At 54.1% G+C, this 15,109-nt stretch carries 12 protein-coding genes and 1 tRNA gene; 3 read left to right on the top strand and 10 right to left on the bottom strand.

The features are described 5' to 3' along the window. Nucleotides 1–14: 14 nt before the first annotated feature. The 6 genes from pnp to ilvB all read right to left on the bottom strand — a co-directional run bounded on the left by pnp (nt 15) and on the right by ilvB (nt 7,309). A complete protein-coding gene (pnp, locus tag WFM49_RS01200) occupies nt 15–2,153 on the bottom strand; it encodes a polyribonucleotide nucleotidyltransferase (RefSeq protein ID WP_009456700.1) in 2,139 nt (712 codons plus the stop codon). Nucleotides 2,154–2,242: 89 nt separating this feature from the next. After that, a complete protein-coding gene (rpsO, locus tag WFM49_RS01195) occupies nt 2,243–2,512 on the bottom strand; it encodes a 30S ribosomal protein S15 (protein ID WP_003801068.1) in 270 nt (89 codons plus the stop codon). 166 nt (nt 2,513–2,678) lie between these two features. Next, on the bottom strand, nt 2,679–3,446 hold the full coding sequence (gene pssA, locus WFM49_RS01190) for a CDP-diacylglycerol--serine O-phosphatidyltransferase (protein ID WP_021446892.1): 768 nt from the start codon (nt 3,444–3,446) through the stop codon (nt 2,679–2,681). 407 nt (nt 3,447–3,853) lie between these two features. Then, nucleotides 3,854–4,870 carry a ketol-acid reductoisomerase gene (ilvC, locus tag WFM49_RS01185; RefSeq protein ID WP_009456705.1) on the bottom strand — a complete coding sequence of 339 codons (1,017 nt, stop codon included), beginning with the start codon at nt 4,868–4,870 and terminating at the stop codon, nt 3,854–3,856. Nucleotides 4,871–5,085: 215 nt separating this feature from the next. Further along, on the bottom strand, nt 5,086–5,577 hold the full coding sequence (ilvN, locus tag WFM49_RS01180; protein WP_003801075.1) for an acetolactate synthase small subunit: 492 nt from the start codon (nt 5,575–5,577) through the stop codon (nt 5,086–5,088). 10 nt (nt 5,578–5,587) lie between these two features. After that, nucleotides 5,588–7,309: a biosynthetic-type acetolactate synthase large subunit gene (gene ilvB / locus WFM49_RS01175; RefSeq protein WP_021446893.1), complete on the bottom strand. Its 1,722-nt coding sequence runs from the start codon at nt 7,307–7,309 to the stop codon at nt 5,588–5,590. 440 nt (nt 7,310–7,749) lie between these two features. Between ilvB and WFM49_RS01170 the strand changes: the two genes are divergently transcribed. Next, the gene (locus WFM49_RS01170; protein WP_021446894.1) at nt 7,750–10,035 is read left to right on the top strand and encodes an FUSC family protein; all 2,286 of its coding nucleotides are present in this window, start codon (nt 7,750–7,752) and stop codon (nt 10,033–10,035) included. 275 nt (nt 10,036–10,310) lie between these two features. Here WFM49_RS01170 and yaaA read toward each other — a convergent pair whose 3' ends face one another. The 3 genes from yaaA to WFM49_RS01155 form a co-directional block, all read right to left on the bottom strand. Beyond that, nucleotides 10,311–11,096: a peroxide stress protein YaaA gene (yaaA, locus tag WFM49_RS01165; RefSeq protein WP_257722831.1), complete on the bottom strand. Its 786-nt coding sequence runs from the start codon at nt 11,094–11,096 to the stop codon at nt 10,311–10,313. Between the two features lie 79 nt (nt 11,097–11,175). Beyond that, nucleotides 11,176–11,958: a 3-hydroxybutyrate dehydrogenase gene (locus WFM49_RS01160; protein ID WP_336971273.1), complete on the bottom strand. Its 783-nt coding sequence runs from the start codon at nt 11,956–11,958 to the stop codon at nt 11,176–11,178. A gap of 360 nt (nt 11,959–12,318) precedes the next feature. After that, nucleotides 12,319–12,408 (bottom strand) — tRNA-Ser (locus tag WFM49_RS01155). A 299-nt stretch (nt 12,409–12,707) separates the two neighbouring features. On the opposite strand from WFM49_RS01155, the gene WFM49_RS01150 reads away from it, so the two are divergent. After that, the gene (locus WFM49_RS01150) at nt 12,708–13,118 is read left to right on the top strand and encodes a hypothetical protein (protein ID WP_009456725.1); all 411 of its coding nucleotides are present in this window, start codon (nt 12,708–12,710) and stop codon (nt 13,116–13,118) included. Between the two features lie 184 nt (nt 13,119–13,302). Further along, nucleotides 13,303–13,611 carry a hypothetical protein gene (locus WFM49_RS01145; RefSeq protein WP_026483206.1) on the top strand — a complete coding sequence of 103 codons (309 nt, stop codon included), beginning with the start codon at nt 13,303–13,305 and terminating at the stop codon, nt 13,609–13,611. A gap of 81 nt (nt 13,612–13,692) precedes the next feature. Here WFM49_RS01145 and serS read toward each other — a convergent pair whose 3' ends face one another. Beyond that, nucleotides 13,693–15,039: a serine--tRNA ligase gene (gene serS, locus WFM49_RS01140; RefSeq protein ID WP_021446897.1), complete on the bottom strand. Its 1,347-nt coding sequence runs from the start codon at nt 15,037–15,039 to the stop codon at nt 13,693–13,695. Between the last annotated feature and the right edge of the window lie 70 nt (nt 15,040–15,109).

Raw genomic sequence — 15,109 nt, 5'->3', positions numbered from 1 at the left:
GACTGCAAACGCTATCAGGAAGCAGCAGGAGCAGCTGGACCGCCTTGAGCCTCGATACCGCCAATAGCCTTGATCGACAGACGCAGACGACCTTTCTCGTCAGCCTCGATGACCTTGACCTTAACAACCTGACCCACTTTCAGCACGTCATTGATGTTGGCGATACGGTAGTTGGCAATCTCGGAGATATGCAGCAAGCCGTCACGGCCTGGCAGCACTTGCACAATCGCGCCAAAGTCCAGCAAACGCATCACAGGACCTTCGTATTCCTGACCCACTTCCACTTCAGCGGTCAGCTCTTTAATACGGCGCTCGGCTTCGCGGGCCTTGTCCAGATCGGCGCTGGCGATCGTGATGGTGCCGTCATCCGAAATATCGATCTGTGTACCGGTTTCTTCGGTCAGGGCACGGATGGTTGCACCACCCTTACCAATCACGTCACGAATCTTCTCGGGATTGATCTTCACGGTCAGCATGCGAGGCGCGAATTCGGACATCTCGGTACGGGAACCGTCGATGGACTCTTTCATCTTGCCCAGGATGTGCATACGGCCTTCGTGAGCCTGAGCCAATGCAACCTGCATGATTTCCTTGGTGATGCCCTGGATCTTGATGTCCATCTGCAAAGCAGTAATACCTTTCTCGGTACCGGCAACCTTGAAATCCATATCGCCCAGGTGATCTTCGTCACCCAGAATGTCGGTCAGCACAGCAAACTTGTTGCCTTCCTTGATCAGACCCATGGCCACACCAGCCACGTGATCCTGCACAGGCACACCAGCGTCCATCATGGACAGGGAGCCACCACACACCGATGCCATGGAGGAGGAACCGTTGGATTCAGTAATCTCGGACACCACGCGGATGGAGTACTGGAAATCTTCAGCGGCTGGCAGCAAGGGAGTCAAAGCACGCTTGGCCAGACGACCGTGACCGATTTCACGACGCTTGGGAGCGCCGAAACGGCCAGCTTCACCAGTGGCGAATGGAGGCATGTTGTAGTGCATCATGAAGCGATCGCGGTACTCGCCCATAATCGAATCAATGATCTGCTCGTCTTGCTTGGTACCCAGAGTGGTGACCACCAATGCCTGAGTTTCGCCACGCGTGAACAAGGCGCTACCGTGAGCACGGGGCAGAACGCCCAGACGGATGCTGATAGGACGAACGGTACGGGTGTCACGACCATCAATACGGGACTCGCCGCTCAAGATACGCGAACGCACGATCTTGCTTTCCAGGTCGAACATCATGTTTTCGACGGCAACCATATCAGGCTGATCCTGACCGGCGGCTTCAGCCTGAGCCTTGACCGTTTCTTTAACCTGAGCGTAAACAGCGCGCACTTGCTCGGTACGAGCTTGTTTTTCGCGAGTCTGGTAGGCCTGTGTCAGACCCTCTTCGGCAGCAGCGGTTACCGCAGCCAACAGGCTTTCATTAACAGCAGCAGGCTGCCAATCCCACTCCGGCTTGCCAGCTTCTTCAACCAGTTCATGAATGCAGTTGATGGCTGCTTGCATTTGCTCGTGAGCAAACACCACACCACCCAGCATGACTTCTTCGGACAATTGCTTGGCTTCAGACTCAACCATCAGCACAGCCTGCTCGGTACCAGCCACAACCAGATCCAGAGCCGAAGATTTCAGCTGAGTAGCGGATGGGTTCAGCACGTACTGACCATCAATGTAACCCACACGGGCAGCGCCCACAGGACCGTTGAAAGGAATGCCGGAAATAGCCAGGGCAGCCGAGGCGCCGATCATGGCAGCGATATCAGGATCAATTTCAGGGTTGACCGATACCGTGTGAATGATGACCTGAACTTCGTTGTAGAAGCCTTCAGGAAACAGAGGACGCAGTGGACGGTCGATCAGGCGGGAGATCAGGATCTCGCGCTCGGATTGGCGGCCTTCACGCTTGAAGAAACCACCAGGGATCTTGCCAGCGGAGTAGGTTTTTTCGACGTAATCAACGGTCAGCGGGAAGAAGTCCTGACCTGCTTTCGCTTCGCTTTTGCCAACAACAGTGGCCAACACAACAGTGTCTTCAATCGAAACCAGCACGGCACCTGACGCCTGACGTGCGATTTCGCCGGTTTCCAGAACGACGGTATGTTCGCCGTACTGGAAAGACTTGGTGACTTTATTGAACATTAGGAGAATCCTTACAATAAAAAAACCGTGCACACAGCGAAACCAGTTCGCCGAATGCACGGTTGTTTAGCGGGGAGCCAGCCCCGGTATCACTTACGCAGACCGAGTTTTTCGATCAAAGCACGGTAAGCGTCTGGATTACGACCTTTCAGGTAATCCAGCAATTTGCGACGACGGCTAACCATGCGCAACAGACCACGACGGGAGTGGTGATCTTTGTTGTGAGCCTTGAAGTGGCCGGTCAATTCGTTGATGCGAGCGGTCAGCAAAGCCACTTGCACTTCTGGGGAGCCTGTATCGCCTTGTTTACGCTGAAACTCGGAAACGATATCGACTTTTTTGATATCTGCAACTGCCATTTTATTTAGCCTCTAAGACTTGCGTTAGGACCGAGGTGCCCTAACGTGTTGAAAATGAGATTGAGTGCACCGGGCCCATCAGGCCAAGTGCAAGCAAACGATTATAACGAAAAACCGGACAAGGCGTTAAGCATTTCGGCCTGCTCGCCTGCCAAAGCCGGGGATTTTAGTTGTTTCCACGCCGAAGTCGTGCCAAAGCACGGGCTCGACGCCAGCGCCAGGCCATCACAAACCAGCCCGACAAGCCATACAGGCAGAACAGGCCAAACAGGAAGACCGGCGGATCCGTAGAGACAAACACGAAGACCAGCACAAAAAGCAGCATGACCCAAAATGGCACGCTACGTCTGATCGCAAAGGACTTGCCGCTGTAGAACGGCGCGTTGGAGACCATGGCCAGGCCGGCATAAATGGTCAAACCAAAGGCAACCCAGGGAATCACATTCACTTGCAGAGACAGCTTGTTGTCCACCGCCAGCCAGACAAAGCCAGCGACCAGCGCAGCGGCTGCCGGGCTGGGCAAGCCTTGGAAAAAGCGCTTGTCGACCACTTCAATATTGGTATTGAAGCGGGCCAGGCGCAGCGCACCACCAGCTACGTAAATAAAGGAAGCCAACCAGCCCCAGCGGCCCAATCCCTGCATGGCCCAGACGTACATGACCAGCGCGGGCGCTGCACCAAAGGAGATCATGTCGGCCATGGAGTCGTACTGCTCGCCAAAGGCGGACTGAGTATTGGTCAAACGAGCAACCCGCCCGTCCATACCATCAAACACCAGCGCCAGGAAAATGGCGATGGCTGCCGCCTCAAAGCGGCCATTCATGGCCTGCACAACGGCATAAAAACCCGCGAACAGATTGGCGGTCGTAAATGCGTTGGGCAGAAGATAGATGCTACGCCGACGACGGGTTTCATCATTGAGCAAATTGGGCATAATTTATGCTTTAAGAGTTGTTGCTAAGGACTGAACACTCGAATGTAGCATTGTCCCCAAGGCTACAGAGTGCAAATAATTCCAGCATATATAAGCCAGAGCGAACAGAAATGACCAAGAGGCCTGCGGCCAGGGAGTTCATGGATAAACAGTAGATTTTATCGAACTCGCTTGCGCACCACCCCAACAGGGGCACGATGGTCAAACCAAGCACTGCATTTTATCGCGCCCTCACCGATACGGCTATAAGACGAAAACAAGGCGCTTCCATCCTTTTTTTAGCCCCAGCAGAGGCGCCGCTGAAAGCCAAATTCTTGCAGCAATAAAAAAACCGGCTAACGCCGCAAGACGTCAGCCGGTTCAGGCTCAAGACCAGGGCAGCTTATGAGGTTGCCCCGATATCAAACTTAGTTCTTGGACTTGTCGACCAGCTTGTTAGCGGCGATCCAAGGCATCATGGAGCGCAGCTTGCTACCCACTTGCTCGATCTGCGATTCGGCGTTGATACGACGACGCGAGATCAGGGTAGGAGCGCCTGCGGCGTTTTCCAGGATGAAGTTCTTGGCGTACACGCCGGTCTGGATGTCTTCCAGGCACTGGCGCATGGCTTTGCGGGTTTCGTCGGTAACAATCTTCGGACCGGTCTCGTATTCGCCGTATTCGGCGTTGTTGGAGATCGAGTAGTTCATGTTGGCGATACCGCCTTCGTAGATCAGGTCCACGATCAACTTCAGTTCGTGCAAGCACTCGAAGTAAGCCATTTCAGGAGCGTAACCAGCCTCAACCAGCGTGTCGAAACCAGCCTTGATCAGCTCAACCGCACCACCGCACAGAACAGCCTGTTCACCGAACAAGTCGGTTTCGGTTTCTTCGCGGAAGTTAGTTTCGATGATACCGGCACGGCCACCGCCGTTAGCCGATGCGTAAGACAGAGCCACGTCGCGAGCAGCGCCGGTCTTGTCCTGGTAAACAGCGATCAGGTGAGGAACGCCGCCGCCTTGGCTGTAGGTGCCACGCACAGTGTGACCAGGAGCCTTGGGAGCAATCATGATGACGTCGATATCGTCACGTGGCACAACTTGGCCGTAGTGAACGTTAAAGCCGTGAGCAAATGCCAGAGCGGCGCCGGGCTTGATGTTTTCAGCAACCTGGTTGCGGTAAACCTCAGCAATGTTTTCGTCAGGCAACAAGATCATGACGACATCAGCGCTCTTGACGGCTTCAGCCACTTCCTGAACTTTCAGGCCAGCGTTCTCGGCTTTGCTCCAGGAAGCGCCGCCTTTGCGCAGACCAACAACCACGTTAACGCCGGACTCGTGCAGATTCAGGGCGTGAGCGTGGCCTTGCGAGCCGTAACCGATGATGGCAACGGTCTTGCCTTTGATCAGGGAAAGATCACAATCCTTGTCGTAGAAAACTTTCATTTCAGGTGCTCCAAATTTAATAATTTCGCTTAAACAGCAATTCGAGAATGGCCGCTCATGCAGCAGCGGCACAAAAAGGACCTTGACTCATTACTTTCAGAACAGGGCCACCGCGGTCTACACAGCGTCAGGCCGTGTTTACCCTTTATAAGGAGCTGCCTTGAAAAGCAGCTCCTTGAATAAAAGCGGTAATTATGTCCTGAAAAAGCCTTGGCTTACAGCTTTAAGACTCGTTCGCCACGGCTGACACCAGAGACCCCGGTGCGCACTGTTTCAAGAATGGCCGTACGATCCAGCGCATTGATGAAAGCAGCAATTTTGTCTTGAACACCGGTCAATTCGATGGTGTATGTCTTGTCCGTAACATCAATGATGCGACCGCGGAAAATATCCGCCATGCGCTTCATCTCTTCACGTTCCTTGCCCACCGCCCGCACTTTGATCAGCATGAGTTCACGCTCGATGTGTGGGCCTTCGGACAGATCCACCACCTTGACCACGTCAACCAGACGGTTCAAGTGTTTGGTGATCTGCTCGATGACGTCGTCCGCCCCTCGGGTAACGATAGTCATGCGAGACAGGGTGTCGTCCTCGGTTGGAGCAACCGTCAAGGTCTCGATGTTATAGCCACGGGCCGAAAACAGGCCGACCACACGGGACAGTGCGCCGGGCTCGTTTTCCAGAAGGATAGAAATGACGTGTTTCATGATTCTCTCCTTACAGATCGTCCGGGCCCAAGAGCATTTCTGTCAGGCCGCGGCCTGCTTTCACCATCGGGAACACGTTTTCGGTTTGGTCCGTGATGAAGTTCAGAAATACCAGGCGGTCTTTGTGCGTGGTGAAGGCTTCGCGAATAGCGGGGACCACATCGGCTGGCTTGTCGATCTCCAGACCCACGTGACCATAGCTTTCCACCAGTTTGACAAAGTCAGGCAGTGCATCCACGTAAGACTCGGAATAGCGCGAGCCGTAGTCGATTTGCTGCCACTGGCGCACCATGCCCAAATAACGATTGTTCAGGCAAAGAACCTTGGGGCTCAAGCGGTACTGTTTACACGTAGACAGTTCCTGGATGTTCATCTGAATGGAGCCCTCACCAGTGATGACGGCAACATCCTGGCCAGGGTTGGCCATTTGCACACCCATTGCGTAAGGCAAGCCCACGCCCATCGTGCCCAGGCCACCGGAATTGATCCAGCGACGAGGCTTATTGAATTTGTAGTACTGAGCCGCCCACATCTGGTGCTGACCCACATCAGAAGTCACGAAAGCGTTGCCGCCCGTCACTTCCCACAGGGATTCCACCACGTATTGCGGCTTGATCAGCTCGTCCGACTTGGCGTAGGCCAAGGAGTTCTTGCCACGCCAGACATTGATCTGTTTCCACCAATCATTCAGGGAGGGCTGGTTCTGCGATTCCTGACGGCTTTGCGCATACAGCTCATTGAACTCTGTCAGCACGTCTTTGACACAGCCCACGATAGGCACATCAACTTTCACGCGCTTGGAAATTACCGAAGGATCAATATCAATATGAATGATCTTGCGTGGGTTCTGACCGAAGTGGCGGGTATTACCAATCACTCGATCATCAAACCGTGCACCCACTGCGATCAGAACGTCGCAATGCTGCATGGTCATATTGGCTTCGTAAGTACCATGCATGCCGGGCATGCCGATGTACTGATCCGCCGTACCTGGATAGGCACCCAGACCCATCAAGGTAGTCGTGCAAGGAGCACCGCTTAACTTGACCAGCTCATTGAGTTCGCTGTCAGCATTACCCAGCACCACACCACCACCAACGTAAATCAGCGGGCGCTCGGCGCTATTGAGAATCTGGACAGCTTTCTTGATCTGCCCCTGATGGCCTTTGATCACAGGTGCGTAGGAACGCATCTTGACCTCGCCACGCTTGGGCGTGTATTTGCACGTTGCAGTCGTAATATCTTTGGGGATATCAATCAGCACAGGACCAGGACGGCCTGTCGTGGCAATAAAAAATGCCTTGCGAATGGTATCGGCCAAATCACGAACATCGCGCACCAGGAAGTTGTGCTTGACGCAAGGACGGGTGATACCGATGGCATCACATTCCTGGAAAGCATCTTCACCAATTGCCTGGGTGCTGACCTGCCCACTGATGATGACCATCGGAATGGAGTCCAGGTAAGCGGTCGCAATACCGGTGACGGCATTGGTGACGCCCGGGCCACTGGTTACCAGTGCCACGCCAACTTTTTGGGACGAACGGGAATAGGCATCCGCAGCATGAACAGCAGCCTGTTCATGACGCACAAGAATGTGCTGGAAGCGGTCCTGCTTGAAGATTGCGTCGTAGATATAGAGAACGGCACCACCCGGATAACCGAAAACGTGTTCCACGCCTTCGTCCGCGAGCGTGCGCACAACAATATCTGCGCCATTTAATTCAGACATGAGTTTTCCTTTCAGTCTTGCTCTGCAATATCGACTGACCACGACGGTCCGAGCTTGAACCGATGTCAGCAACATGATCTGGCGCTTCATGGCCCACAGGACCACACCACCCAGACACATTACCGTCCGGCCTGCACTCTTCGACACCCAGTGCGTGCATACACAAACGTATGCGTTAGCTTGAAACGGAAGTCCTGGCATCCCACGCTTGTGACGCGGCCAGCAACAAAGTTTTTAGGCGCAAAAAACCGGGCGGATGGCCCGGTTAACAGTGCCTCGCTACAATTTGCTCGGATAAGGAGCAAAAACACCTGGTTACTTTACCTTGACTGCACAAAGCGAGCAACTGTGATTGTTGGTAAAGTGCAAAAAAACAGGCTTAAAGCTTGCATACGTAAAACGATATACTGTCTACCTATGACGAGCTGTCCGGGTATTTTATGGCATCGCCCATCCCACAATTAAAACAATTCCTGTATAGCCACTATTTTTTCGGCGGACTGCGCCAGTCCATCGGTGTGCTGTTGCCGGTCATTATTTTGGGCCGCTTCTTTGGTCACTATGACATTGGCGTCATTGCGTCCATGGGTGCCACCTGCGTTGCCATCATTGACCAGCCCGGCGGCCCACGCCGCTATCGCAACAATGAAATGCTGGGCGGTATTGCGCTGGGCACGGTCACCGTTGGCCTGACAGGTCTGGCCTCCAGCTCTCCCCTGCTGCTGGTGCTGTGCGTACCGTTTCTGTGCTTTCTGTACAGCATGTTCTCCGTGTTTGGTCGTCGCGGCGGGCTGATCGGATTTGCCGCCCTGCTGCTGATGACCTTGACGATGCGCTTTCCCATGCAGCCTCACGAGGTACTGGCGCACACGCTGTATTCCTTTGCCGGCGGTCTGTCCTATTACTTGTTCAGCACCCTGTTCCGACGCTTGTTCTGGTATCGGGAAGAGCGCCAGACACTGGCGGTAGCCCTGTTTGCCACGGCTGAATACATGGAAGCGCGCTCGCAATTCTATGACTCCACCTCGGATCTGGACGCCTGCTATAGACGGCTGATCAATCTTCAATCCAATATGACCGAAAAGCACCAGGCTGCTCGCGACGTGGTACTGCGTGAATTGCCGCGCGGTTATGGACGAGGCGATCACCATCGCAAGGCACTGCTGACCATCTTCTTGAATATGGTCAGCATTCTGGACTCGCTGGTCGCGACCTATACCGACTACACCGTCCTGCGCCGTCAGCTTTCTGACAGCGATTTCATGGTTTTTGCGCGTGATGGCTTGCACAAGCTTTCGTTGGATATCGGCCGCATTGCCATGAATGTTTCGCGCAGCGCTCGCACCACCCGTCGCTCCAGCGTCAAAGCGGAAATCCGCGCCATGGAATACGAGCTGGAGAAGTACAAACGTCAGGGCATGTCTCAATCCGACCCTGAGACCTACGCCCTGCTAGTCCAGGTCTTGCGCCGACTGCGTAACCTGAACCGCATTGTGGACAGCATGGCAAGCCTGTCGCATCGTGCCAGCCAGAATATGCCAGTCGATCAATACCTGAATAAATCGCTAAGCCGCATGCTCTCGCGTGAAGAACTGCGTTTGGGCATGCTCAGCAGCAATATGAAGCTGAAGTCCTCGCACTTCCGCTACGCGGCACGTGTCAGCATTGCGTCCATGGTGGCCCTGGGAGTGGGTGCACTCAGCGCTCATTTCCAAAGCGAACTGGGCCTGGTCAGCGCCCTGACAGCGCACAGTTACTGGATCATCCTGACCATTCTGGTCATTATGAAACCGGGTTTTGCCATCACGCGCCAACGCAATGGCTGGCGCCTTTTTGGCACGGTACTGGGCTGCGGGGCGGCCTTCCTGCTCCTGAAGCTAACGGACAACCGCGAGCTGTATCTGATCGCCATGTTGCTGGCCTACCTACTGGGTAACAGCCTGGTTCAGTTGAACTTCCTGCTATCGGCCCTGTTCAACACAATCTTTGTGATTTTGTCCTTCCAATTCCTGTCCACGGGCGGCTCCTTCATCATTGGAGAACGTCTGGTGGATACGCTGATTGGTTGCGGCATCGCCATGGCCGCCAGTTACCTGCTGCCCAACTGGGAGTCCAGCGCCATGACAGGCCTGGCCCGAGCAGCCTTGGCCGCCAACAAAGAGTTCTGGCGTGCAGGGCTGGAATTCGCTCGCTTGAGCCGCCTGCATAACCAGATCCTTAAAAACGGTCAGGAAGGCGAACCCACCATGACAGAGGCCCAAAAAAACCAGGTGGATCTGGACTTGATGGAAGCCGACACCGCCTGGCAAGTGGCAAACAAGAACGTACACATTGCCTTCAGCAACTTTGCCTCGGCCTTTTATCGCATGATGGATGAGCCTGTCAGCCGACAAGCCAATGTATCCCTGCTGAACAACCTGCTGATTCAGAACCACGTGCTGGCCTCGCAAATCAGCGCCGCTACCCCGCTTCTGGCTAATTTGAGTCAGATTCCGCCAGGCATCCAGAACTCCCTGGATGCCATTGGCGCGCTGATTAACGACCAGGATGCTGACCCGCCTGCTTCCATCGAAACCGAAGGTGAGCTGGCCATGCTGGCCTACCCTATCCGTCAGATGGTCAAGGCCGCCCAACTGATACGTCAGGATATGAGAGGCCTGGAATACAGCGCTGGCCCGCAACTGCCGCCTGAGCGCAAGCAGGAACTGAAACAGCAAGGGGCCTGATGGCCATGCCATGTCCCGTATACATGTGGAGCTCGCTGTCGGGACCAAATAAACAAGAACTCAAGGCAAAAGGCAAAAGGCAAAAGGCAAAAGGCAAAAGGCAAAAGGCAAAAGGCAAAAGAGCATAGGGTGTCCAGCCCTCTTCAATTCGCAGGACCAAGAATAAAAAGGCAAGGCGCAAATACATGGCCTTGCCTTTCTTTTTTTTTACCTGCAAGACCGCAGATCAGCTAAAGAGCTACTCCTACGGCGCAAGCAATAAAGCTACATACTTATCAAGCCTTGGCATCCTGCTCGGAGCGACGGAACACCAGCTTGTCCTCGCTGGAGAGCTCAGGCTGGAATACATACCCCTCGCGATCAAACGCCTTCAAGCCTTCCACTGTTTGCACACGCTTGTCGATGACAAAGCGGGCCATCAAACCACGGGCTTTCTTGGCGTAGAAGCTGATAATCTTCCAGGCACCGTTTTTCTCGTCCTGGAAAACGCACTGAACTACACGGGCACGCAAGGCTTTTTGATCGACCGCCTTGAAATACTCTTCGGAGGCCAAGTTCAAGACGATGGGCTTGGCGTCGCCTTCCTGACGCTCGTTCAAATAATTGGCAATCCGGCTGCCCCAGTAAGCGTACAAATTGGCACCTTCGGGATTCTTCAAGCGAGTGCCCATTTCCAGACGGTAAGGACGCATCAAATCCAAAGGACGTAAAGCACCGTACAAACCGCTAAGAATCACAATGTGGTCCTGGGCCCACTTCAGCTCCTTGTCCGACAAATCCGTTGCAGCCATGCCCTCATATACATCACCATTAAAAGCCAGAATGGCCTGACGGGCATTGGAGCGGTCAAACTTGGGCTCCCACTCCTGGTAACGCTGGACATTCAAGCGCGCCAGGTCGTCGCTCAGCTTCATCAAGCCGGCAATATCCTCTTCGGACTGAGTGCGCAAAATATCAATCAAGCCTTGCGCCTGCTCCACAAACAGAGGCTGGGTTTCCAGCTGCGTGCGTACAGGGGAATCGTAATCCAGCTTTTTCGCTGGCGAGAGCAATAACAACATGCGCCTATATCCTTTCTATCCAAACAGATAAAGGGCCATGCCCTTTATCTGCCATCTACAAAACACGCTTTGACAGCAATTAGCGAGCCGTCCAGCCACCATCCAGACTTAGCGTCGTACCCGTCATTTGGTCTGCGGCGGCAGACGACAGGAACACAGCAGCACCGCCCAATTGTTCAGGAGTCACAAACTGCAGGGAAGGTTGTTTCTCAGCCAGCAGCTCGCGTGCGGCAGCTTCAATATCAATCCCTTTTTGCTGGCTGATAGCTTCGATCTGCTTTTCCACCAAGGGAGTGCGTACCCAGCCCGGGCAGATTGCGTTGCACGTAATACCCTTGCCAGCATTTTCCAGTGCGGTCACTTTGGTCAGACCCACGACACCATGCTTGGCAGCCACATAAGCCGATTTATTTACCGATGCCACCAGACCATGAGCCGAGGCGATATTGATAATGCGCCCCCAACCCTGCTTTTGCATGATAGGCAAGGCAGCCGCTGTGCCGTGAAAGACGGCTGACAGGTTCAAGGCAATGATGGCGTTCCATTTGTCGAGAGGGAACTCTTCGATAGGCGCGGTGTACTGAATACCAGCGTTATTGACCAGAATATCCAGCCCGCCCAAGACTTCTGCCGCCTTGGCAACAAAATCGCGCGTGGCCTGTGCGTCGCTCAAATCAGCATTCAGATAATAGGCTTTGACACCAAACTTGGACGCCAGCGTGCTGCGCTCGCGCTCGATATCTTCAGGCTGACCAAAACCATTGATCACCACATCTGCACCGGCTTTTGCCAACTCGGTGGCCATGGCCAGACCGATACCACTGGTCGATCCTGTTACGACCGCTTTTTTACCTTTCAGCATAGATACCTCGTGAGTATGGACAACAGGGAACTGAAACCCCAAGTGTACTCGGCGGTCTGCATTGCCGGGAAATGCAATGGGCTCGTTTTGTCCGGAATCATCAAGGCTTGCAAAACAAGGCCAAACGCCATCGGACCAAGTACTAGCGCATTACCCCCTAGAACTTCGGCCTGCGCGGGGAAAAGTCGGCCATACACAATGTTGCGGATGAGTTTTCCGAACATCGGCCGCGACTGACACTTTTACCTTAACGTTCTTATGTGACAAAACAGCCAATAAACCATGCTGAGAGAGCAGGACGATCAAACCAGCAGAAAATAAAAAAGCCCTTGAATAATCAAGGGCTTTCAAAATTTCAGATGGCGGACAGGGTGGGATTCGAACCCACGGTACGCTTGCACGTACGCCTGATTTCGAGTCAGGTACATTCGACCACTCTGCCACCTGTCCGCGATTGCTTATATGGTTACAAGCAAGCCCATAAATATAGATCAAAGAACACTCTTTGACAAGCACTAAAGAGACATAGCACTTGCGTCAAAGAGCGGAGTTTCTTGATAAGACCAGCCACTCAAACCAAAGAGCTCTTTTCAATCAAGGGTTTACCCTCTATTTTGGCCTAATTCACTTGTTCACCCTGAGCCGCAGGCCTATATTGGAAACACACATTGATGCATCGCAGCCCTGCCTTTCCAAGGCAGTCCTTGTAATTCCGGCACAACTTGCTGGACTTGATAAAAGGAATTGTCATGCAAACCTTCCAATGGATTATCGACGCCAACGGCGACGGCATATACAGCCTGAATGAGGTTCTCCAGACTCTGCGCTGGGCTTTTCGGATACCAGGCAGCCTGGTAGTTGAAACCTTGGGTTCCATCCCGGTTCTGTCTGATCTACTGCGTATCCAGGCTTCAGAAGCGACAGGCTACGCTTCTTTGCGAGGCGGATTGGTCAATATCCTGTCGTTATTCTTCTGGGCCGCACTCTGTCTCTGGTTTCTGGAAGTCAACTCCAAGCCACGTGCAGAGCCTGCGCAACGCAACGTACGCCATGCGCCACACTTGAGCAAGCAACTGGATTCTGTGCACGGTCGGCAGCTGCACGCGAACTACAACCGGCGCCCTGTCCGCCATCGTCAGGTTGAACGCCATACCTTCTAGATGCACTCATGCACTCATGCCCTCCTGCCGCAAAAGGAGAAACATGTGTTAAGAAAGGTAAACCCCTGGCATAGCGCATACGAACCGTGTTGCGTTTGGAAGTGCTTTGCCAGGATTACCTAACGTTTGGACTACAGGTTTTAGGCAACAATCGCTGCAGCTAGTGTCATTAGAGGTGCAGCTTATGAAAAAACTACTATTAGCCGGTTTAATGGCCTTGAGCACCAGCGCCGCCTCTGCGGGCGGTGTAAATGTCGATATCAATGTCGGTATTCCGGGTATCGGTTACGGGCCGATCTACTACCCACCCGCTCATGTTGTGGAACGCCCGGTTTATGTCGCCCCACCCCCAGTGGTTTACCACCCGCCACGTTACGTCTATCGTCCCGGCTACGTGGAATATGGTCGCTCCAACAAGGAATGGCGCAAGGAGCAGCGACGCGCTCACAAGCGCTGGCGCAAACAGCAGGAGCGTTACTGGGATGATGACTAATCCATCACTACGGAACCATGAATGAAAAAGGGCTGAGGACCACAAAGGTCATCAGCCCTTTTTCCATTCCGGACAGTGACTTTATTTAGCCGGCACCAGACGTTCCAGTCCGCCCATATAAGGACGCAGAACCTTGGGCACAATCACGCTGCCATCTTCTTGCTGGTGGTTTTCCAACACAGCCACCAAGGCGCGGCCTACGGCCAGGCCAGAGCCGTTCAGCGTATGCACAAACTCCGGACGTGCCTTGCTGTCGGCGCGGAAACGCGCCTGCAGACGACGAGCCTGGAAAGCCTCGCAGTTCGACACCGACGAGATCTCGCGGAACGTGTCCTGGGCAGGCAACCACACTTCCAGATCGTAGGTTTTGGCGGCAGAAAAGCCCATATCGCCAGTGCACAGTTGCACTACACGGTATGGCAGTTCAAGAGCCTGCAGAACATGCTCGGCATGACCGACCATGGACTCCAGCGCCTCATAGGATTTTTCAGGATGAACGATCTGCACCATTTCAACTTTGTCGAACTGGTGCTGACGGATCACGCCACGGGTGTCTCGGCCACCGCTACCGGCTTCCGAACGGAAACAAGGCGAGTGAGCAGTCAGGCGGATAGGCAGATCGTCACCGGCCAGAATCTCGTCACGCACAGTACCGGTCAGGCTGATTTCGGAGGTCGAGATCAGGTACAGGTCTTCAGGCTTGGATTCGGTCGGATCGGCTGGCTCGTTGTCCTGACCACCTTTGGTGACCCAGAACATATCGTCCTTGAACTTGGGCAATTGGCCGGTACCATACAGCGTGGACGCGTTCACGATGTATGGGGTGTAGCACTCGGTATAGCCGTGCTCTTCCACTTGGGTATCCAGCATGAACTGGGCCAGAGCACGGTGCAAGCGAGCCAGAGGACCACGCAGAACCATGAAACGGGCGCCAGCCAGCTTGCGAGCGGCTTCAAAATCCAGACCAAACTGCTCACCCAGATCCACGTGATCACGCGGCTCAAAGGTGATGTGCGCAGGATTGCCCTGATCATCTTTAGGACCGGGGATCCAGCGACGTACTTCAACGTTGTCTTCTTCGGACTCGCCTACCGGCACGCTTTCGTGCGGCAGGTTAGGAATCGTGGCGAACCAGGAGGACAGCTCGGCCTGCACTTGGGACAAGTCCTGCTCCAGCTGCTTCAGGCGCACCGGAATTTGCTGGGATTGAGCCAATGCTTCGCTGGCGTCTTCGCCCTTGGACTTGAGCTGGCCGATGCGTTTGGCCAGTGCATTGCGCTCGGCCTGCAAGGTTTCGGTTTCCACCTGTACCGCTTTGCGGCGGGCTTCCAGCTGCTGGAAACGCTCGGTGTCAAATTGCACGCCACGTTTCGCCAGGCCCTGTACCAGCGGCTCCAAGTCTTTGCGTAATTGGTTCAGATCTAACATTTAATAGCCATATAGGTGATGGTTCAATCCCGATTGATCTGGTGATTTTAACCACAAGCCACCACAAGCG

The sequence above is a fragment of the Alcaligenes sp. PF14 genome (assembly GCF_037150615.1).
Lineage (GTDB): Bacteria > Pseudomonadota > Gammaproteobacteria > Burkholderiales > Burkholderiaceae_B > Alcaligenes > Alcaligenes phenolicus.
This window is presented reverse-complemented; position numbering and strand designations above follow the sequence as displayed.